This window comes from Archangium minus (assembly GCF_044360475.1).
Taxonomy (GTDB): Bacteria; Myxococcota; Myxococcia; order Myxococcales; family Myxococcaceae; genus Archangium; species Archangium minus.
In genome coordinates this window covers 2,896,791-2,917,383 of the sequence record NZ_CP043494.1, presented here as the reverse complement: position 1 = coordinate 2,917,383, position 20,593 = coordinate 2,896,791, and the positions used below count along the sequence as shown (strand labels likewise).

General features: G+C 67.2%; 14 protein-coding genes. 2 read left to right on the top strand and 12 right to left on the bottom strand.

The window, feature by feature from the left end:
- Nucleotides 1-108: 108 nt before the first annotated feature.
- The 5 genes from F0U60_RS12025 to kdgD form a co-directional block, all read right to left on the bottom strand.
- Nucleotides 109-1,353, bottom strand: coding sequence for an OprO/OprP family phosphate-selective porin (locus tag F0U60_RS12025; RefSeq protein ID WP_395818241.1), 1,245 nt, complete (start codon nt 1,351-1,353; stop codon nt 109-111).
- Nucleotides 1,354-1,371: 18 nt separating this feature from the next.
- Entirely contained in the window at nt 1,372-2,727 is a 1,356-nt protein-coding gene (gene gudD / locus F0U60_RS12020; RefSeq protein ID WP_395818238.1) for a glucarate dehydratase, read from the bottom strand.
- Nucleotides 2,728-2,770: 43 nt separating this feature from the next.
- Entirely contained in the window at nt 2,771-4,108 is a 1,338-nt protein-coding gene (locus F0U60_RS12015) for an MFS transporter (protein WP_395818234.1), read from the bottom strand.
- Between the two features lie 65 nt (nt 4,109-4,173).
- Nucleotides 4,174-5,784, bottom strand: a complete 1,611-nt coding sequence (locus F0U60_RS12010) for an aldehyde dehydrogenase (NADP(+)) (protein ID WP_395818231.1) — start codon at nt 5,782-5,784, stop codon at nt 4,174-4,176.
- 15 nt (nt 5,785-5,799) lie between these two features.
- Nucleotides 5,800-6,714 carry a 5-dehydro-4-deoxyglucarate dehydratase gene (gene kdgD, locus F0U60_RS12005; protein WP_395818228.1) on the bottom strand — a complete coding sequence of 305 codons (915 nt, stop codon included), beginning with the start codon at nt 6,712-6,714 and terminating at the stop codon, nt 5,800-5,802.
- Between the two features lie 276 nt (nt 6,715-6,990).
- On the opposite strand from kdgD, the gene F0U60_RS12000 reads away from it, so the two are divergent.
- Nucleotides 6,991-7,938 carry a LysR substrate-binding domain-containing protein gene (locus F0U60_RS12000; RefSeq protein WP_395818225.1) on the top strand — a complete coding sequence of 316 codons (948 nt, stop codon included), beginning with the start codon at nt 6,991-6,993 and terminating at the stop codon, nt 7,936-7,938.
- Nucleotides 7,939-8,037: 99 nt separating this feature from the next.
- Here F0U60_RS12000 and F0U60_RS11995 read toward each other — a convergent pair whose 3' ends face one another.
- From F0U60_RS11995 to F0U60_RS11965, 7 genes are all read right to left on the bottom strand, one after another.
- Complete coding sequence (locus F0U60_RS11995; protein ID WP_395818223.1) at nt 8,038-12,597, bottom strand: pilus assembly protein PilY; 4,560 nt, start codon at nt 12,595-12,597, stop codon at nt 8,038-8,040.
- An 11-nt stretch (nt 12,598-12,608) separates the two neighbouring features.
- Nucleotides 12,609-13,106, bottom strand: coding sequence for a hypothetical protein (locus F0U60_RS11990; RefSeq protein ID WP_395818220.1), 498 nt, complete (start codon nt 13,104-13,106; stop codon nt 12,609-12,611).
- A 402-nt stretch (nt 13,107-13,508) separates the two neighbouring features.
- The gene (locus F0U60_RS11985; protein WP_395818217.1) at nt 13,509-15,227 is read right to left on the bottom strand and encodes a cobalamin-dependent protein; all 1,719 of its coding nucleotides are present in this window, start codon (nt 15,225-15,227) and stop codon (nt 13,509-13,511) included.
- Between the two features lie 82 nt (nt 15,228-15,309).
- Nucleotides 15,310-16,440, bottom strand: a complete 1,131-nt coding sequence (locus F0U60_RS11980; protein WP_395818215.1) for a hypothetical protein — start codon at nt 16,438-16,440, stop codon at nt 15,310-15,312.
- A gap of 207 nt (nt 16,441-16,647) precedes the next feature.
- Nucleotides 16,648-17,445: a hypothetical protein gene (locus F0U60_RS11975; protein ID WP_395818212.1), complete on the bottom strand. Its 798-nt coding sequence runs from the start codon at nt 17,443-17,445 to the stop codon at nt 16,648-16,650.
- 26 nt (nt 17,446-17,471) lie between these two features.
- Complete coding sequence (locus F0U60_RS11970) at nt 17,472-18,260, bottom strand: hypothetical protein (RefSeq protein ID WP_395818209.1); 789 nt, start codon at nt 18,258-18,260, stop codon at nt 17,472-17,474.
- 585 nt (nt 18,261-18,845) lie between these two features.
- Nucleotides 18,846-19,748 (bottom strand): DMT family transporter, encoded by a 903-nt coding sequence (locus F0U60_RS11965; RefSeq protein WP_395818207.1) that lies wholly within the window; start codon nt 19,746-19,748, stop codon nt 18,846-18,848.
- Nucleotides 19,749-19,885: 137 nt separating this feature from the next.
- Here F0U60_RS11965 and F0U60_RS11960 point away from each other — a divergent pair, with 137 nt between their 5' ends.
- Nucleotides 19,886-20,593: a hypothetical protein gene (locus F0U60_RS11960; RefSeq protein WP_395818204.1), complete on the top strand. Its 708-nt coding sequence runs from the start codon at nt 19,886-19,888 to the stop codon at nt 20,591-20,593.

Genomic DNA, 20,593 nt, shown 5'->3' with positions numbered 1-20,593 from the left:
AAGCGAAGCCCGACGACTATGGGAGAAAGCACGAACCGCGTCTAAGTCAGAGTGCGTATCGACCGATACCACGCATGCATCGATGCGCCCTTTTTGCAGGGACGATCCCTAGAACTCCAGCTGGACCCGCGCCGTCACGGCGCGCGTGTCGTCCAGCGCGGTGGCATTGAGAGGGTCCTCAACCGTGGCCAGGATGCCATTCAACGTGAGGCGGACACGCTCGTTGACGTACCAGTTGACCCCGCCTGTCGCGGCACGGACCTCTGTCCCGCTCGACACCCCATCCGCGAGCGTTGTCAGGCCACGCGCCACGTCGTAGCGGACCGCGAGCTCCACGGCACCGAGTCCACCACGCGGGGTGAGGCGCTGGAAGCGGCCACGCCCGGCGTCGTAGGCGCGGCTCTCGCCCGTCAGGAACCCGCTGACCTGCACGTACCAGGAGTTGAGCCGGCCCTTCCCGCTCCGGCACGCGTAGCGCCCCTGGGCAACCTCCGCCTGCAAGGAGAGAGGACCGTAGACGCCAGCGAGCTCGAGTACGCCCTTGGTACTGTTCACGGGGGAGTTGTCATTGAGGCTCATGAGCAGGAAGCGGGAGCCATCGGCGAGGTGGCCGGCCGTGCGCACCCGCAGCGTGACGCCGGGCTGCTTGCCATCGCCCATCAGGTCCGTGTGCTCGAGTGCCACCGCCGCGCCCACGTGCAGCACCCTCCCCTCCGTGCGCCAGGGCGCGAACGTCAACCGGCCGGACCCTCCGTACCCCCGGTCATGGCTCGCGTTGTTGCGATCCAGGTTGTACAGCGCCGCCCCGTAGGTGAAGGCCCCGACATCGCCCGCGTATCCCACGCCAATCTGGAAACCGGGCGCCAGGGTGCTCGCGAGGAAGCTGCGCTCCTGCATGACGACGTACAGGTCGCTCGTCTGGTCCTCCACGGAGAAGGCGGGTTTGAACTGGCCGATGGTGAGCTGGCCCGGCCCTAGCGTCCTGGCGATCCACAGGTCCTGAGCCTCCACCCCATCTCCAGCGAAGTCCACTTCCACCATGTAGCGCCAGCCGAACGCCCGCCCCGCGGCGCCCAGCCGCGCGCGCCGGAACTCCGTGCCACTCACGTTCTTGGTGCCCAGCGCGTCGTTGTGGAACGCGCCACCGTCCACCTGGATACGCCCTCTGAGCGTCACCTCGAATTGGCCATTGCTCGAGGTGACGTTGAGGCCGCCCGAGGATGGCATGGTGATTTCGCTCGACGCCGCCGGTGGTGTGTTGGCCGGGGGTAGAGTCTCGTTCGCGCGCACCGGAGCGGCGAAGGCCCACATCATCAAGCTCGCTGCCATCCAGCTCCGCTTCATGATCCGCATGGCCTGCTCCTGGGTTCCTCACCGCATGAGGCATGGGCGCTTGGGGTCGAACTTCCACCCCGGCACCAGGTACTGCATGGCGGCCGCGTCGTTGCGCGCTCCCAGCGCCTGGGAGCGGTAGAGGGCGTGGGCACGCTCGAGCTGGTCCGGGTCCAGCTCCACGCCCAGCCCGGGGCGGTTCGGGACCGTCAGCTGCCCGCCGGAGATGCGCAGCGGCTCGCGCGTCAGGCGCTGGCCGTCCTGCCAGATCCAATGCGTGTCGATGGCGGTGATGCGCCCGGGCGCCGCCGCGGCCACATGGGTGAACATCGCCAGCGAGATGTCGAAGTGGTTGTTGGAGTGCGAGCCCCAGGTCAAACCCCACTCGTTGCACATCTGCGCGACGCGTACCGAGCCCTGCATCGTCCAGAAGTGCGGGTCGGCCAGCGGGATATCCACCGAGCCCAGCTGAATGGCGTGCCCCATCTCGCGCCAGTCGGTGGCGATCATGTTCGTCGCCGTTGGGATGCGCGTCTGACGGCGGAACTCCGCCATGACCTCGCGGCCCGAGTAGCCCTTCTCCGGGCCACAGGGGTCCTCGGCATAAGCGAGCACGTCGGCACGGCCGCGACAGAGCCTCACCGCCTCCTCCAGCGACCAACAGCCGTTGGGGTCCAGGGTGATGCGCGCGTCTGGAAAGCGCTCGGCGAGCGCTGTCACCGCGGCCATCTCCTCCTCACCCCGCAGCACGCCGCCCTTGAGCTTGAAGTCCCGGAAGCCGTAGCGCTCGAACGCGGCCTCGGCGAGCCGCACCACGGCCTCCGGCGTCAGCGCCTCCTCGTGGCGCAACCGCAGCCAGTCATCCTTCGCGTCCGGCTCGGACCGGTAGGGCAGCTCCGTCTTCTTCCGGTCGCCCACGTAGAAGAGATAGCCGAGTACGTCGACGCGCTCGCGCTGTTGCCCATCTCCCAGCAGAGCCGCCACGGGCACATCGAGGAACTGCCCCAGCAGATCGAGCAGGGCACACTCGAGTGCCGCCACGGCGTGGATCGTCACCCGCAGGTCGAAGGTCTGCAGCCCGCGTCCGCCGTCGTCACGGTGGGCGAAGCGCTGGCGCACCGAGTTGAGGACGTTGCGATAGTTGCCCAGGCGCTGCCCGACCACGAGAGGGATGGACTCCTCGAGCGTCTGGCGGATGGCTTCCCCGCCGGGCACCTCACCCACGCCCGTGCGGCCCTCGCTGTCCTGGAGGACCACCACGTTGCGAGTGAAGAAGGGAGCATGGGCACCGCTCAAGTTCAGGAGCATCCCGTCGTGCCCCGCCACCGGAATGACGCGCACCTTCGTCACCGTTGGCGCCTCGTTGCGTCCCACTGTCATCGGCTGTGTCTTCATGACGCGTGCCCTTCTTGGATGACTGCTCACGACCAGGGGACCTCTATGCCTGCTTCAGCTCCAGGCGCCGGATCTCACCGACGACCAGCAGGTAGCAGACGATGGCAAGCAAGGCGTTGGCGCCCACGAACACGAGCGCGGCGGCGAAGGAGCCGCTCTCCTTCACGAGATAACCGATGACGATGGGCGTGGTGATGCCCGCCAGGTTGCCGAACGTGTTGAAGACCCCGCCGCTCAGGCCCGCCACCTGCTTGGGCGCGGTGTCCGACATCACCGCCCAGCCCAGCGCCCCCACGCCCTTGCCGAAGAAGGAGAGGGACATGATCGCGACAACCAGCCACTGCGAGTCCACGTAGTTGCACACCACCATGCTCGTGGACATCAGCATCCCGATCACGATGGGCGTCTTGCGCGCGAAGGTGAGCGAGTGGCCGCGGCGCACCAGGCCGTCGGAGATCACACCGCCCAACACGCCGCCGATGAACCCCGCCACCGCCGGCAGCGACGCGACGAAGCCCGCCTTGAGGATGGACATCCCCCGCTCCTGCACCAGGTACACCGGGAACCAGGTGAGGAAGAAGTAGGTCAACGTGGTGATGCAGTACTGGCCCACGTAGATGCCCATCATCATGCGGTTGGCGAGCAACTGCTTGAGGGCCCCTCGCTGGAGCGGCGCCTTGGCCACCGCCTTCTGCTCGAGGCTCACGAGCCCGCCGCCGCGCTCGATGTGCTCCAACTCCGCGCGGCTGATGCGCGGGTGGCTCTTGGGATCGTGGATGACGACCAGCCACACCGCCGCCAGCACGAGGCCCAGGCCTCCCATCACGAAATAGACGCTCCGCCAGCCATGGGCATGGGTGAGGTACGCCATGAGCGGCGCGAAGAGCACGGTCGCGAAGTACTGCGATGAGTTGAAGATGGCGGCCGCCGTGCCACGCTCGGCGGTGGGAAACCAGGCCGCCACGAGGCGGCTGTTGCCCGGGAACGACGGCGCCTCGGCGAAGCCGACCATCAGTCGGCAGAGGAAGAAGGCCCCCGCCAAGACAGCGACGGGCAGCGCGCCCACCACCCCCTGCAGCAGCGTGAAGAACGACCAGAGGGCGATGCTCCACGCATAGACGGTCTTGGTGCCGAAGCGGTCGAGCAGCCAGCCGCCGGGGATCTGCCCCGCCACGTACGCCCAGGCAAACGCGGAGAACAGATAGCCCAGTTGCACCGGATCCAGCCCCAGCTCCTTCTGCATCGACGAGCTGGTGATGGAGAGGGTCGCGCGATCCGCGTAGTTCAGCGTGGTGACGACGAACAACATGAACAGAACGAAATAGCGCACACGGCTGCGCGTCCGTTCACCTGCGGAGCTCACGGCGGATACGTCTTCCATGGGAAGCCCTCCTCGCTGCGGGGTGCGGGTGAAGCCCAGGCGTCAGGCCTGAGGGGACAGACGGGTCAGCGGCGTGGCGTGGCAGGTGGCACGAGTTGCCCGTCCACTCGCCGCCACAGCTCGAGCGGGTTGCCATCGCGCAGCGCCTCGGGGAGCAGCGCCTGCGGCATGTCCTGGTAGCAGACAGGGCGCAGGAAGCGTCGGATGGCGAGCGAGCCGACCGAGGTGGCACGCGGGTCGGACGTGGCCGGGAAGGGCCCGCCGTGCACCATGGCGTGGCCCACCTCAACGCCCGTGGGGAAGCCGTTGACGAGGATACGCCCTGCCCTGCGCTCGAGGACGGGCAACAGCTGACGCGCCACGGGAAGGTCGGCATCGTCCATCTGGAGCGTCGCGGTGAGCTGCCCCTCCAGACGCTCGGTCACGGAGCGCAGCTCCTCCACGCTCTTGCAGCGAACCACCAGGGAGGAGGCACCGAACACCTCCTCCTGCAGCACGGGCTCGTTCAGGAAGCTGTCCGCATCGGTCGCGAAGAGGGCGGCACGACCCTGGTTCGGCCCACTCGTGGCCACTCCGCGCGCGATCGCCGTCACCTTGGAATGGGACACCAGGCGTTCCACGCCCTCCTCATACGCCGCGTGGATGCCAGGCGTGAGCATCGTCGCACACGGACTGTCACGCAGCACCGTGGCGGCGGCCTCGAGGAAGGACTCGAGACCGGGGCCGTCGACCGCGAGCACCAGCCCCGGGTTGGTGCAGAACTGCCCCGCGCCCAGCGTGAGCGAGGCCACGAACTTCCGCCCAATGTCCGCTCCGCGCGCAGCCAGGGCAGCCGGCAATAGGTACACCGGGTTGATGCTGCTCATCTCGGCGAAGACCGGAATGGGCTCGGCGCGAGCGGCGGCGACCTGCATCAGCGCGATGCCTCCACGTCGCGAGCCGGTGAAGCCCACCGACTTGATGCGCGGGTCCGCGACAAGCGCGGCACCCACCACGGTGCCCGAGGCGAAGAGCAGCGAGAAGACGCCCTCGTGAAGGCCGCAGTCGGCAACCGCCTGACGGAGCGCGCGCCCGACGAGCTCCGAGGTGCCCGGGTGGGCGTTGTGTGCCTTCACCACGACGGGGCAGCCCGCCGCGAGCGCGGACGCGGTGTCCCCACCGGCCACCGAGAAGGCCAGCGGGAAATTGCTCGCGCCGAACACCGCCACGGGCCCCACCGCAATGTGGCGCTGGCGCAGGTCAGGGCGTGGCGCGGGCTGGCGCTGCGGCAGAGCGGAATCGATCCGCGCCTCAAGCCACTCGCCCCCGCGCACGACCTCCGCGAAGAGCCGCAGTTGGCCGACCGTGCGGCCACGCTCGCCCTCGATGCGCCCGCGCGGGAGTCCCGACTCCGCGCAGGCCCGTTCGATCAGCGTGTCCCCCAGGTCGAGAATGCGCTGGGCCGCCGTGTCGAGCAGGCGGGCGCGCGTCTCAAGGTCGGTGTCGCGGAATGCGTCGAACGCCTCCCACGCGAGGGTACACGCCCGCTCCACGTCGGCCGGAGCACCGCCGCCGTAGACCGGCTCGAGCCATGTGCCACGCGCCGGATCATGTGCACGGAACGTCCCTGCCGTGCCGCGCACCCGCGCCGCGCCGATGAACATCTCTCCCGTGAGTGCCTCGGAATGGGTCGCCATGGGTAGGTCCTCGTTTCAAGCGCGCCCAGCGATGAGGGCCTTGAGCTCAGCGAACTCGCTCTCGGTGAGGTCCGTCAGCGGAGGACGCACGGGTCCAGCGGGACGGCCCACCGCGCGCATGCCCGCCTTCACGATGGAGACCGCGTACCCCTTCTTGCGGTTGCGAATCCCGATGTACGGGAGCACGAAGTCGCGCAGGCCGGACGACACAGCCGCGAGGTCGCGTGCACGGACGGCAGCGTAGAAGCGGAGGGCGAACTGCGGCAGGAAGTTGAAGATCGCCGAGGAGTAGGTGGTGACGCCCATCTCCAGGTACGGGAGCGCGAAGGTCTCCGCCGTCGGCAGTCCTCCAATGTACGTGAGGCGGTCTCCGATGCGCTGGTGGATGCGCGTCATCATCTCGATGTCGCCCACCCCATCCTTGAAGCCGACCAGGTTGGGGCAGCGCTCGCACAGGCGCGCGAGCGTGATGTCATCCAGCACGGCGTTGGAGCGGCTGTAGAAGATGACGCCCAGGCGAGTGGAGGCGCACACCGCCTCGACGTGCGCGGCGATGCCGTCCCGGTCACACTCGGTGAGATAGGGCGGAAACAGCAGCAGCCCGTCCGCGCCCGCGGCCTCGGCGGACCGGGCCAGGTCGCTCGCCATGGCGGTGCCATAGCCGCACGGAGCGAGCACCGGGACCTTGCCACGCGTCTCCTCCACCGCCGCCTTGACGACCCGGTTCACCTCGTTCGCCGTGAGGGAGAAGAACTCGCCCGTCCCGCCAGCCGCGAACAGGCCAGCCACGGGGTACTCGCTCAACGCGGCCAGGTTGGTGCGATAGGCACGCTCATCGAAAGCGAGCGTCGCGTCGAAGTGCGTGACGGGAAAGGAGAGCAGCCCCTTACCAATCTGCCCTGCCATCTCCTTCGGGGTCATCTGCGTCATGGGCATTCGTCTCCTCGGGTCGGCCTCGATTCGCGGTCCGTCCCACGCAAACCAAGGTACGTGTCGACCCGATGCCGCTCCAAACCAAAGAGGGCATGTACCCATGCGCGAAGTGGATGGATGCGACGCGCCGCGCAACACGCGCGCCGTAAAGGCGCGATGCGTCAACGTTCAGTCCCGAGCGTCATCCGCAGGGCACCGCGCGCGTCGGGATGAAGGCCCGGATGAATGCCAGATAGACTTCGGACAGGCTTCTTCCATGCCCGGGACGCATCAATGTTCGAGTTCAGCCAACTCCGTTGCTTCGTGGCCGTCGCTGAGGAACTGCACTTCGGGCGTGCGGCCACACGGCTCAGCATGACCCAGCCGCCTTTGAGCAGGCAGGTGCAGTTGCTGGAGCACAACCTGAGGACGCAGCTCTTCGAGCGCACGAGCCGCACCGTCAAGCTGACCCCCGCGGGTCGCTCCTTCCTCCCGGAAGCGCGCCGACTGCTGAACCTGGCCGAGAGCGCCGCGTTCAGCGCGCAGCGTGTGGCGAGCGGTGACGCCGGCACACTGACCCTGGGCTTCACCGCGGCCTCGGGCTACAGCTACCTGCCGAGCCTCATCTCCTCCCTGCGCTCGCGCCTGCCCGGCGTGGATCTGGTCCTCAAGGAGTTGGTGACGGCCGCGCAGGTGGAGGCCTTGATGTCGAAGCAGCTCGACGTCGGGCTGGTGCGCGTGCCGGTGAACCATCGGGACTTCGCTTCGCGCTGCGTGCTGCGCGAGCCCCTCATCGCCGCGATTCCGCGCACGCATCCGCTCGCCTCGCAGCCGTTCGCGACCCTGAGGGACTTCGAACACCAGCCCTTCATCATGTACTCGCCCTACGAGGCGCAATACCTCCACAACCTCGTCCTGTCGCTGTTCGGCAGGGCAGGCGTGGCGCCTCGGTACGTGCAGAACATGAGTCAGATCCACTCCATCCTGGCGCTGGTGCGCGCGGAGATGGGCATGGCGCTCGTTCCAGAGGCTGCAGCGGCCCTCAACTTCGATGGGGTCGTCTTCAAGGCCGTGGAGATGGAGCCGGCACGACCCGTCGAGCTCTTCCTCACGTGGAGCCGCACCAACGACAACCCCGTGCTCGGCGCCTTCCTCGAGACGGTGTTCGCCACGTCGGGTGCGGAGCCGGAGGCCCGGAGCGGGACCGCCGGCGCGACGCGGTCCGCCTCACGCGCCAGCTAGGCGATCAGAACGCTCGAGCCGCCCGAAAACGACGGGGCCCGTCTCCGCCGCGTGGCGAGGACGGGCCCCGGAGTGGGACTCAGTGTCCTCCCAGTCTTCCTACAGCGCCGAGGGCATGCAGAAGGCCTCTCCACCGTTCTCATCGTCGTGCCGGCACAAGTGCATGTCCCTCGACACGGGCAACTCGTAGACGTACTGCAACACGTCTCCGCCGGCCGACACCGCCACATCGATCGCCTGCGACTGGCCGGGCTCGATGAACATGGTGCTGTACTTCACCTTGCCCGTCTTCGACACCTGCACAGCCGTCGCCGGCTCGGGCGGAGGCGCAATCACCGAGCGCGTCTGGTAGCGCGCGTAGCCGGTGCTCTTGTCGAAGAAGGCCGCCGCGCAGTTGGGAGCGCCGGAGATGTAGTCGCCCTGGAAGAGGCGGGCCTGGTTGCGGGATGCGCCCGAGCAGGGCCCGCCGCTGGTGGTGGGTGACGGGTACATGGAGTTCCAGACGGCGCAGCTGGCCAGCACCGCCGCGCCACTGGCCGTCTTGTGCTCCAGTCCCTCGTACTCGTAGAACCAGCCGGCGTCCTCCGGGCCCGACATCAGCTTGGTGTCGCACTGCATTCCGCTCGCGCACGTACAGACGCCCTTGGCATCGCACTGCACGTTCGTCACGTTGACCAGATCACCCGTGCCCGATGCCTTGCCTGTATCCGTCAGCCGCCGCGCATCGAAGTCCTTGGCCCTGTTGGACGACCCCCCGCTCATGTCCTCGTCGAACGTGCGCTCCGGCATGTCCTCGGGACCGCCATAGACCCAGACGCCGTAGAAGCGGTTCTCGCCGAGCGTGCTCGAGGTGCTGGACGCGTTCACGTCCAGGTCGTTCATGTTCAGTGGGTTGCCCAGGTCGGATGACAGGCGGCAATCGAAGGTGGAGCCCGACGAGTCCTGGCCGCACGACACCTGGGGGCGGGAGAAGTCGTAGCTGAGCGTTCCGGCGCCACTGGGCGAGGGGCACGTCAAGGCGTTGCGGGACTCGAACTCAGCCTTGAGGAACGTGTTGCCTGGCGAGCCGCAGTAGTCAGTGGGCGCCGAGCCGCTGAAGGCGGTGTAGCGGCCGAGCTTGTAGGCACGGTCCGTCCACTCATTGCTCAGCCGCTGGTAGTCCGTGCCGCGCGTCGTCTTGTAGGCCACCTGCGTCTGGGTGCACCCCAGCTTGGAGCACGTCTGCGGGTTGTCGAAGCGGCAGATGCCAGCGTTCTTGTCGAGCAGCGAGTAGCGGTTGCCCGTGCCCACGTAGGCACGCAAGGCCTTGTTGGACGGCTGCACCGCGAGCGAGGACATGTAGTAGTAGGGCGCGCGGGAGCGGATGCTCTTGGGGTTGCCCGCGGCCACGCCATCCCGGTCCATCGAGAAGGAGCGTGCACCACTCCAGTTCCTGACGAGCCCGGTCGCGTTGTCGATCACCCCCGGCTGGTAGAAGCGCAGCGTCCAGAGTTGGCCGCCCAGGTCGCCCACCACCCCGGTGTCGAAGAAGCCGTCGAAGCCCGCATGGCCGTTGGCGCCGTAGTCCGCCATGGCCACCGGGGCCACGAAGCCATACGTCATGGCCTTGCGCGGATCATCCGGGTTGGAGGGGGTACCGTTGGGCCCGGCATCCACGAACTCCCACTTCCACAGCAGGTTGTCGCGGCGGCCGTTCACCGTGCCGTTCCACACGTCCACCATGTAGATGCCCCGCCCCTTCTCGTTGCCGGGAGACCAGCCACCCGACAGCATCGCCACCCAGCGCTCCTCGCTCTTGGGCCCGTCCGGGCCATGGCGCTCCTGCCCGTTGTCGGACTGCAGCAGCACGGGACCGATGGGCGGCGGCTTGGGGCTGAGGCTCAGCAACGTCTTGCCGAAGCGCTGCGCCTCATCCGTGCACGGCTGCGGGAACATCCAGCGGAAGGAGGGCACCTCCGCATCCGTCGTCGCAGTGCCGTCCAACTGCCACTTCAGCTCCAGGGCGAAGTAGTGGGTGCCTCCGCGACCCTCGGACACCACGGCCATGGTGCGGTACTCGTCCCAGTCCTTCTGGCCGTCCCCGTTCGAGTCCGCCCAGATGTCGCGGACCATGATGTCGCCATCGACGAGATAGCTGTGGCCCTGCAGCAACTCCTGCAACCGCGGGAGCGCGTCCGGCGGGATGAAGGCCCATACCTCCCTACCGACATCCTCCTCCTCGCCCGTGTAGTCGTAGTCGCACGTCTTGGCGTCCTTCAGCACGCCCTTTCCATCGCTGAAGGCATGCAGCATGCCGTCGTTGGCGCCCACCAGGATGAGGCGCTCGCGCTGGCGATTGAGGAATTGGTAGTACTCGTAGGCGTCACGGGGCTTGGACTCCGTGGCACCGCTCTCGCACGTGGCGGGCAGATCCTCGGGTGGAGTGCCCATCGGGGTGGCCCCCTGCTTCATCTGGTGATTGGGGACGGAGTACAGCGTGCGCACGCACTGGTTGCCGACGCCGAGGTCGCACACGAACTTGTCCGCCGGAGGGTCCACCATCACCGGAGACGAGTGGAAGATGTCGCCCAGCACGGACGGCCGGGTGTCGAGTCGGTTGCCGTTCGCGTTCTCGTCGAGGATGTCCTGCCCGCGCACGTACTGCATGACGAGCGCCGCGCACAGCAGATCATAATGCTGCTGGGTCGTGAGGGTGGCCGGCAGCCCCGTCACGGAGAGCAAGCCCGTCGAGGTCACCGCTCGCGCGAGGTCCACCTGCTGGAACATCTGCATCCGGGTCAGGAGGAGGCCCGGCTTGTAGGTGCTGCCAGTCCCGGAGGGACACAGCGGAGCCCCGCCCACGGCCAGGTACTGACGCAGCTGGCCCAGATTGGTGAGGGAGAAGGGGAGGAGCGCGTCATTCTGGTTCAGCAGTCCGTCCCTGTTGCTGTCCGTGATCGTCAGGATGTTCCGGCCCGAGTGCCTGGTCTCGTACAACCTGTTGCTCGCCTCCCAGTAGGCGGTGGCGGGAGCGCCGAAGAGGGGCGTGCCGTCGGGGTTCTGGCCCACCACCTTGCGGTAATTGCTCGAGCTGTCCTCCGCGATGACGCTCCCCTCCTTGTCAACGAGCAGCACGTCCGAGCGGTCGCCATCGCCATTCTTGTCCAGGTCCTCGACGAACTCGTTGAACAGCCGGTAGCGGAACAGCTTGCCCGTCCAGGCGTTGTTCTTGGAGGGCTGCATGCGCGGGACGATCGCCGTCAGCGCCTCGCTCTGGGTCTGCAGCGTGCTGATGGACGACACGGAGAAGGACGTGTTGCGATCGTTGACGTCATCCACGATGGACAGGATGGCGCGCTTGAGCTCGCTGGTGCTGCGGGCCTGGAAGAACTTGCCGCCGCCCACCTGGGCCGTCGTGCGCAGCAGCGCGCTGTCGGCCGCGTTATCAGAGAAGCCAATGGTATACGTGGCCACGCGCTGCTCGCCCGCCATGTCGAAGCGCAGGTCATTCTCCCACAGGAACCTGGCCACCTTGTGCAGGTTGCTCGTCTTCGTGGGGTTGGGGAAGCAGCCGTCGCAGTCCACCGGCTCGCTGGTGATGGCGGAGGGCAACGAGACCACGTCGCCCTCTTCCTGGAAGCTACCGTCCGTCAGCAGGATGATGGCGTTGAAGCCACACTCGAAGCACACCGCGTCCGTGATGTTGAAGTTGGTGCTCGTCGGGTGGGCGCCCAGGTAGGTGGAGAAGGGAGTGGGGGCCGTCTTGGACTGGAAGTAGTAGCCCGCCGCGTAGAGCGAATCCGCCAGCGGGGAGGCACAGCCGCCCCAGCCCAGGCCGTTGTTGTTGTTGGCGTTGACGTTGGTCAGGTTGTTGAGCAGCGAGTTGCGGTTGTTCTCCACCGCGCTGGCGTCCAGCGGGTAGGACTTGGCGCAGCTGGGCCCCGAGTCCTGCTGGATACACAGACACTGGTTGCCGTTGCTCTGCTTCTTGCCCCAGCACGTCCTGCCGGCCCTGGTCTGGAGGCCGAGGACTCCGAGGCGCACCTCGCGCAGGTCGCGAACCACGTCCGCCAGCACCTTGACGGCACCCGAGTCGCGCGGCGCGTAGAAGTTCAGGAAATTGCCCTTCACCCGGCGATTGTTGCCGTCGTGGATGTAGTAGCCCTGGTTGTCCAGACACGCCTGGCAGGTGGACAGGTCGGCCGTGCCAATCCCATTGAGGGACGAGCACGCGGTGGACGCGCTCGTCCAGGTGCTGGCGGCCGGGGAGCCACCGAAGAGCACTCCGTATCCTTGCGCGGGCGCGTCGTAGTACTTCGTGTTGTCGAACCAGTTGCTGGACTGGCTGCTGACGCCCGTCCACAGGCGAGCGTATTGGGTGTTCTTGTCGTAGCCCAGGCTGTTGATGAACGGGTCCGAGCAGCCCCGCGTGCTGGACCAGGCCGTGGGCCAGGCGCGCATCGACGCGGCGGTATCCACGACGAAGAGGATGTTGGGAGGACCGCCGGCACGCGAGAAGAACTTCTCGTCGCTGCCCTTGATCGGGTTCATCAGGGCATCCAGCCGCGACGTGGTCGGAAGACAGCAGGCAGCCTGATCAATCGCAACCGCGGTGTCCGCCCGGAGCGCGACGGCTCCTACGAGCAACATGACAAGGTTGAGCGACAGCTTGCGGAACATGGCGCAAATCCTCACAGACCGTAACGGAAGAGGAACTCGACCTCTGACTCGCGGCCCGAGCTCTCCTGGCACTTGACCACCACGCGGTAGTACTGGCCGCCCAGGAAGCCGCCACCCGCCGGAACGCTGTTGACGATGTCGCGCACCTGGCGGTCCGAGGCCCCCATCTGCTCCGGGCTCACCAACACCACCGTGGGCTGCGCACCCGCCGAGCCGTAGTGGCCCGTCACCATCGACGTGCGCGCCTGGGGATCCGCATCATCGAGGAGCTTTGTGTCCAGCAACTGGAAGATCGAAGACGAGCCGTACAGCTTCAGGCGCGACAGCAGGTGCCGGCGCGCCACGTCCGCGCAGGCATTGACGCCATCACCCCGCAGCTTCTCGGTCGAGGCATCGCGATTGAAGCGGGTGAACTGAATGGCCCCCACCACCAGCACCATCAACACCGCGTTGGCGATGAGCACCAGCAGCAGGGTGTTACCGCGGGGGAAACTCGTTCTCGAAGTCATGATGGGTCAGCGTCCGCACACATTGCCGGCGGGCGCTTCACCACCCACCGGAAGGTTGAAGGCGAAGCGCGACAGCACGTTCGGCACGCGCACCGGGGTGCTTGGGGCTCGTCGGTGAGGCGTTTCCGCACACTGTGGTCGGAGAACATTCGGGAGTCCGCGTGGGTTGTCGTACATGTTGAGCGCTTTTCTTAGCCAACACTGTAATCTCGTTTTGCGAGAAAATGCTACCCCACCTCCCCCCACCTGGAACGGGGCTCGCCTGCCCAGCTCAGGGCTTGCCCCTTAAACCTGGCTCATGAAGAGGGAGCGAGCTCGAGCGCACTCATCTCAGGGGTTCCGGGGACCCACCTTGAACTCGACGGCCTTCGACAGCTCAGCCAGGCCGTGTAGCGCTGCACCTCACGCCGGCTGCAGGAAGCGCCCGTCAACGAGATGCTCGATGACCTCGCGAGCCGAGTGCGGGTCGAGCTTCAACTTCGCCCCCAGCTGCGCCACCGCGCTGGCGACCGTCGTCGGCTGCTCGAAGGTGGCCAGGGTGGTCAGGAGGATCTTCCCGTCCTCGCCCTGATCCAGCGTCGGGTCAGTGAACTTTCGCGGGTTGACCGACGGTGCACAGGCCAGTCCCGTTCCGTTCACCGACCGGACGACGGTCACCTGTTCCTGCGCCACCTTCGCGGGGACTCGATGCGCTCCCAACCAATCACCGAGCTTGAACCGAAGCGTCGAGGGAGCGGTGTTCTTCAGGCGCGTGCGTCCGTTGAGCGCGATCCGCTGCTTCTTCTCCTCGTGCTTCCTTGCGAGGGCATCCACGTGCTCCGACGTGCGCTGCACCGCCCGCTCGAGCGCCGCGTCGCGAAAGCGCAGCATCGGCACCGACACATCGCCGGGCTCGCGCTGCTCGAAGTACTCGAGGAACTCCGTGAACGTTCGCGCTTCGCTCACCATGTCGAACCGAGCAGGGTGCTCGGTGGCGAGCGCACCGGGCTGCGCTTCGAGCCGCTGATAGCCCACCAGGCAGTCGAGGCTCATGACACGCTCCACCAGGCGCACTTCCTCCTCGAGCGTGGCGGCGCTGGCGAACGGCAGGCCCGCGATTCCAGAGACCTCGATGTCCAGGTTCTTGTGGCGGCGGCAGCCGTCGATGAGCTCCAGGAGCTGCTGGTCCGAGGCACACGGCTTGAGCAGGCCACGACGCATCTGCTCGTGTCGCTGCTGCTCCGAGAAGCAGCCGATGTCGAGCACCATGTGGACGTGCTCGAAGGTCTGCGCCAGGGCGTCGATGAGCTCCATCCGGGCTACCCCCCACAGGAAATACATGCAGGAGTGGCGTGAGAGATCGACCCCCGCCCAGGTGCCCTGAAGAAACGCCGCCGAGCTTCCCGAGAAGTCGTAGCGGAACTGCCACGTCCGCTGGGCAATCTCCTGGTGATCGCGGCGCACACTCTCCTCGGAGCGCAGAAACGGCTTCGCGCGTCCGAATGCCGCCTTCTGGTTGCCGCGGGCCCCACCGCAATAGAGGCAGTTCTCGCCACACCCCTTGCCGGGCGCGACCCACCCGGAGAAGGCATGGCGATCCTGGTGACTCAGGAAGATGTCATGGAAGTGCGAGTAATAGATGTCCTCGCTGTTCGTGGCGCCTTGCACATACTCGAGTGGCAACCGTCGCGGGGTGCCATCCGGAGCCTGGGTGACGCAGTTGGGCGGAGACGGCTCTCCCTGGCAGAGCGCCAGCAACGGCCGCTCGCCGTCACCCAGGATGATGTGATCAATGCAGTCGAACGCGTGCAACTCCCGCCACCAGAACGACGCGGTGTTGCCGCCCACGACAATTCGGATGTCGGGGTCAATCTCACGCAGCGTCCGCGCCAGGAGCAGCGCGCGGTGGACGTGGTGGAACCATTTGAGGCTGATTCCGACGAGCCGGGGGCGCACGCGGGCCACCAGCGCTTCGAGCGAGCGCGAGACCTCTTCCTCGGTCTCGTCCCCGTCGTAGAGCCGGACGAAGGCCTCGATCCCGCCGCGTCGCAGGTAGCCTGCGAGATAGAGAATCCCGCAGGTGGCCTCGCCGGTTCCGGCGCCGAGAAGCAAGACTGGAGAGAGGACACGACGGCCATGCATGAGACGAACCCCACCCTTCCGAACGGCGTGAGTATAGAGGGTCCCACGCCGGGAAGTCCGCCCGGGGCTCAGGGGCGAGCCGTCACTGGCCGAACGCCTTCGAGAAGAAGTTCTCGAGCCGCGACTTCTCGGGCTGCACCACGCCCGAGGACGAGGCCACACCGGACGCGGTGGCGAAGCTGGGGCGCAGGCCCGCCGCGATGCCGGGCTTGACGTGGTGGCGCAGGTCGAGCGCGGCGTCGGTCGAGATGTGAGTGCCCACGCCCATCGCGGCGTTGACGTCCGCGGAGTGCTTGAGGAAGCCGTTCTCCAGGCCGAGCTTCCCGCCCGCCTGGGCAGCCACGCCCGCCACCGCGCCCGCGGTGACCGAGCCGTGCAGCCGGCCCAGGTGCCCGCCCGCCGTGCCATACGCCCCCGCCGTGGCGGCCGCGCCCACCTGGCCCGAGAGCATCGCCGTAGCAGTCCTCGGGTCCAGGGTCGCCACTCCCTCGGCGTAGGCGGTGGCCGAGGCCTTGCCCTCTCCCTTGAGGTACCCGCCCACGTGCCGGTTGAAGTCGTGGCTCACGCTCGCCCCGACGCCCACGCCCGTCTCCGCCTTGCCCGTCAGCGCGGCCGTATACGCGTGGCCCTTCGTATCCGCCGAGACGCCCGCCTGGGCCTGCGCCTTGAAGGCGTTGGCCTCGGCGGTGAGCTGAGCGCTGGTCACGCCCAGACGGCCCGCGTGAACCTTCTGCATTTCATAGGAGGCGTGGGGCCCGCTGAGCTCCGCCTGGGCCGAGTAATGGTGCAACCCCCCACCGTTGTAGCTCGCGGTGGAGGCCTGCATCGAGCCCAGGCCGCCGCTCACCTTGCCCCCGAAAGCATCCTTCTGGAAGGGGTTGCCCGGCCTGTCGATGAGCATGTTCTGCTTGGCGCCCGGCGGAAGAGTGAGCTTGTTGCCGCCGCCGCTCACCATCACGTCCGAGGCCGCGCCCGTGGTCTTCGACCAGGGGCTGTACGTGGGGCCGCCCTCGGGCAGGCCCGGGTGTGTCACCGGCTTGGGCTCGGTGGTGATCGGCGGGCGCACGGCGGGCCTGGCCACGGCGGGCGGGGTGGGCGTCGAGGAGGGCAGCGAGGCCGGCATCGTGGAGGCGCGACCCAGAGGCTTGGGCTGGGACGCCGAGGGCGAGGGGAAGGTCGAGGAGCGGTGGAGAGAGGGACGGATACGGGCCATGGGGAGCTCCTTGGGAGGTGCGGCGGGGACGGGTGCGAAAAAGCAACACCCTGTCCTTCTGCACCCGACATGCCACGCCCATGTCGCACTTCGTGGGCAAGAGCCCCCCTGTAATTTCAAGAGGTTAAGAATCGGGAAGCGAGATAGGAGCGCGGGGGGTGGTGAGTGCACTCACCAGTCGCGAGACAACTGTCACCACCTCCAGCCCTACTGCAACCCGAGTTCCTGGTCCCAGTCATACAACAGCCCGATCAGCTCCCCAGTGAGCGCACCCGACACCCGTTCGAAAGAGCGCGCGTCGAGAGAGGCGAGGCGCTCACGCTGGAAGGCCGGGTCTGCCACCACCTCGCGGTGCTTCAATTTGCGCGCGAGAGCAAGGGCCCGAGGCATCTCCCGAAAGATGGCCTCGATGCAGTCCTCTCGCGTCGCTCGCGCCATGCGCTCCGCCGCCCCCTCCAAGCGCGAGCGCACCGAGGCATCTCCCACCGGGCACCACGCATCCATGGCCCAGCCGCAGGCGGCCACCATCACCTCCTCCAAAGTCTGTGGCACGCCCGGTTGATTGAAGAGGTAGCGCGCGCACTGGAGCGGCTCCCAAAAGCGCAACACGGCCTGGAGGCGCCGCGCCGTACGCTCCGCGCTCACCGCCCCCATGTGCGTTGTCGCGAAGAACAGCGCGCCCCAGGCCGTCTCCCGGAAGAACGCCTCATAGTCATGCCTCACGGGGAACGACTTCTGCCCATCCTGGGCAAGGTCGCCCATGACATGCGACACCATGTACAGCCGCCAGGCTGGGCGCTCACGCTGGAAGTCCACCACCTCATGCGCCACCACCACCTCGCCCGGGGGCAGTTCCACCATCTGCCGAGGGGAGGGAAAGGTACCGTCCTTCCGGTACTGCTCTCCACACCGTACCCCCTCCTGGTGCGTCTTCTGCTGCACCGAGCGGAAGGTGCCATGCAGGAAGGACGGCAGTTGCAGCGACGCGCTTTGTCCGGGTGGCATGAGGCGCGTCCTAGCAAAGCAGCCCCTCAGCGAGGAAGCGACATGCCCGCGGCGACCGGCGCCTGTGCCGGGGGCGCGGCGGGTGGAGGCCGCGCCGGAAAGGGAATGACCTGTCCACCACCCTGAGTTGGTGGCTGCCGCGCCCCCGTGCCAGCCCCCATCTGTCCCATGATGGAACCCCACAAAACCGTCGTCGCAACCCCTCCGACCAGGTCGATAACCATTCCCACAGTCCCGCTGATGGTGGCGAGCTTTTCACGGCTGCTCACCATTCCATCCACAGCCTGACTCACCCAGCCACCATACTGCCGCAACTCGTTCTCGGTGAGCTCTACCCACTGTCCGGCCTTGTCAGCCGCCGCCTGGGACTCGAAGCGTTGCTGGCTGCGCGTCCACTTGTACTGGACCACTCCAGACTCGGGATTCCTCCACTCCAGGCGCCAGATGTATTGACCGCCCTCGAAGCGGACGAGGATTTCACCTTGGAAGTCCGTACCACCGGTAAACCGTCTGCCAGACAAGATGGCCCGATTCAGTGCGGCCAGGTACTTGCGAGCCTCCTCTCTGCCTTCCTGGAGAGCCAACTCATCCCAGGGCTTGATTTCGAAGAGGGCTCGGAGGGTGAAGTCGGTGATATCCGGGCGTAACTCGCGCTCGTTTGGCAACAGAAGGGACGCGTCTCCGACTTCCGTGTCATCAATAATGAACTTGATCGACTTAGTATTGTAATAAACCCTGTTGCCCGGATGGTTGACGCCATACATGTAAGAGATGAGCCTGTGTGAGGCATTGCCCATGTAGAACTCCCAGGGCATCCGCGAATCCGGTCTGCGACCGGGAATGTTGTAGCCCTGGAGGCCCGGACCGAGGGACTCACCTCCCACCGAATGCCCACCGCTCATGGCCAAGAGAGCGCCTGGAGGCGGAACAGAACTGGGCGAGCCGTACCGTGGCACATCCTGGCGCCAAGCAGAGGAAGACCCCTCGCCAGAAACCGTGGCGCAGGATGCCAGCACCGGCATGAGGCACAGGACCACGCACCGCGCAGCCCAAGACAAGGATGGACAGCCGACGACGGCACTCATGTGCGCCTCCCGCTCCGCTCGCACCAACAGGCGCGGAGTCGGCCAGCAGTAGAAATGGGGCCTCGCGAGAAACCCAGGCCCTGTGCAGTCAAGTCACTCGGGAAATCCCGCCCGCCGCCGTCAAGTGGCGACAGGTAGCGAAGCTGGAAATGGAGCAGACCGGCGCAACCGCGGTGATGCTCGATGCGAACACGGCCCTCGTGGCCGGCGGACTCGAAGAAGAGACTTCGTTGATTGAAGTTCGCGAAATCTCACCGTGATGACAGCGTGAAAGGCCTTTGCTCCTGAGCTCGACTACGTACCGGGCCAACTGCTCTACTGGGTTCGAGCCGCCTCACGGGCCCACAGGTCGCGCGAGGCGAGCATCGCGCCACCGATAATGAAGAGGCAGGCCAGCGCCAGCGTGACACTGGGCCGGGTGCGACCGGCCACAATGAGCAGCAGCGTGGACAGCAGCGGCGTGGAGTAGGAGAGGCCAGCGAGCGCCTTGATGTTCCCGCGCTTCATGCCGACGTCCCAGACGAAGAAGGCCAGCCCCGTGGGCCCGGCCCCCATGAGGAACAGGGCGAGCCACTCGCCCGGCCCCGGCCAGACGGTCCGCTCGAAGACCAGGTGGCAGAGCGCGGCGAGCACCGCCGTGACGCCACAGAAGCCGCCGACCGTGTCGGTGGGGACCTCGCCGAAGCGGCGCGAGAGCACCGAGTAGGCCCCCCACGTCACGGCGCAGGCGAGCGCCGAGGCGTAGCCAGCGGCGTACTCGGCACGGAAGGTGACCCGGCCTCCGTCCGTCACCAGGAGCAGCGTGCCACACAGGCCCAGCACGGCTCCGGCCACGTGCCACCCACGCAGGCGCTCTCCGGGCAACAGCGCCGAGAAGAGCACGATGAGCAGCGGCCACAGGTAGTTGATGAGGTTGGCCTCCACGGGCGGCGCCGTCTTCAGGGCCAGGAAGTAGAGGAAGTGGTAGCCGAACAGCCCGCCCACGCCCGTCAGCCACACCGCGACCGGCTGGCGCAGGTGGCGCCCGATGTCCTCGCGCCGCACCAGCCACTTGCCAAGCGTCAGCAGGGAGGCGACGGCGAAAGAGATGGCCACGGTCTCGAAGGGAGGAACGCTGCCCGTGTACGTCGTCAGGAGCGCCAACGAGGCCCAGAGCAGAATGGCCACCGTGCCGATGGCCGTGGCGCGTGCCGTGGAGTGGGAGGAGGAAGGGGCCATGCTGCCTTCGTAGGCCGACTCAGCACGAGCGACAAGAACCGGCCCCACCGTGCCCATTTGACCTCAACTCAACTTGAGGTTGCAGCATGGTCGCCGAGTCGATGCACAGCACCCGCCTGAACCCCGAGAGGCTCACCATGATCACCACCCCTGGCCTTGTCTCCCACCCACTGCCAGACGTCACCCGTCCCGATGCCGGCCATATCCTGATCAGCGAGTGGATGACGGACAGCCCCGAGCAGCAGCGTGCCGCCATGGACGCAACCCTCGACGCCTGGGAGCAGCACCCACTGCCCACGGAATTCCTCTCCCGCCTGTGCTTCGCGGGCACCGACGGACGCACCATCCTCAACTACGCCCAGTGGACCCGCCCCGAGGCCCACCTCGCCTTCGCCCAGGACCCGAGGAACCAGGCCACGTTGGCTCAGCGCATCACCACCGCCGTCGGGGAAGTGGGCAAGCCCGGCAGTTACCGGCTCTACCGCAGCATGCTCCTGGCCGGACGACACGGGCAGGTGCCCGGCTGCATCGTCGGCGTCTCCTTCGATACCGACGGCGAGGACACGGCGCGGAGATTCATCGACACGCTGGTCAACCACTTCTCGGGCACCCAGCCCACCGTTGCCGGCGGCGGCATTGCCTCTCACTTCCACATCCGAAGCGATGGGAGGCGGGTGTTCAACTTCAGCGAGTGGACCACCGCGGAGGCACACCAACGAACCGTCGAGACGCAGCTGCAGGCGGGCGGCGAGGTGGCCAACCTCATCGCATCCATCCCGGGACTGCGCCCACTCGGCTTCAAGCGCTACCTGCCCTACCGCGGCCTGGTACGCCCCCTCCCCTGA

Excerpts from the sequence above, each read along its gene's own strand:
- F0U60_RS12025 (WP_395818241.1), bottom strand. The coding sequence starts at position 1,353 with ATGCGGATCATGAAGCGGAGCTGGATGGCAGCGAGCTTGATGATGTGG.
- gudD (WP_395818238.1), bottom strand. The coding sequence starts at position 2,727 with ATGAAGACACAGCCGATGACAGTGGGACGCAACGAGGCGCCAACGGTG.
- F0U60_RS12015 (WP_395818234.1), bottom strand. The coding sequence starts at position 4,108 with ATGGAAGACGTATCCGCCGTGAGCTCCGCAGGTGAACGGACGCGCAGC.
- F0U60_RS12010 (WP_395818231.1), bottom strand. The coding sequence starts at position 5,784 with ATGGCGACCCATTCCGAGGCACTCACGGGAGAGATGTTCATCGGCGCG.
- kdgD (WP_395818228.1), bottom strand. The coding sequence starts at position 6,714 with ATGACGCAGATGACCCCGAAGGAGATGGCAGGGCAGATTGGTAAGGGG.
- F0U60_RS12000 (WP_395818225.1), top strand. The coding sequence starts at position 6,991 with ATGTTCGAGTTCAGCCAACTCCGTTGCTTCGTGGCCGTCGCTGAGGAA.
- F0U60_RS11995 (WP_395818223.1), bottom strand. The coding sequence starts at position 12,597 with ATGTTCCGCAAGCTGTCGCTCAACCTTGTCATGTTGCTCGTAGGAGCC.
- F0U60_RS11990 (WP_395818220.1), bottom strand. The coding sequence starts at position 13,106 with ATGACTTCGAGAACGAGTTTCCCCCGCGGTAACACCCTGCTGCTGGTG.
- F0U60_RS11985 (WP_395818217.1), bottom strand. The coding sequence starts at position 15,227 with ATGCATGGCCGTCGTGTCCTCTCTCCAGTCTTGCTTCTCGGCGCCGGA.
- F0U60_RS11980 (WP_395818215.1), bottom strand. The coding sequence starts at position 16,440 with ATGGCCCGTATCCGTCCCTCTCTCCACCGCTCCTCGACCTTCCCCTCG.
- F0U60_RS11975 (WP_395818212.1), bottom strand. The coding sequence starts at position 17,445 with ATGCCACCCGGACAAAGCGCGTCGCTGCAACTGCCGTCCTTCCTGCAT.
- F0U60_RS11970 (WP_395818209.1), bottom strand. The coding sequence starts at position 18,260 with ATGCCCTGGGAGTTCTACATGGGCAATGCCTCACACAGGCTCATCTCT.
- F0U60_RS11965 (WP_395818207.1), bottom strand. The coding sequence starts at position 19,748 with ATGGCCCCTTCCTCCTCCCACTCCACGGCACGCGCCACGGCCATCGGC.
- F0U60_RS11960 (WP_395818204.1), top strand. The coding sequence starts at position 19,886 with ATGATCACCACCCCTGGCCTTGTCTCCCACCCACTGCCAGACGTCACC.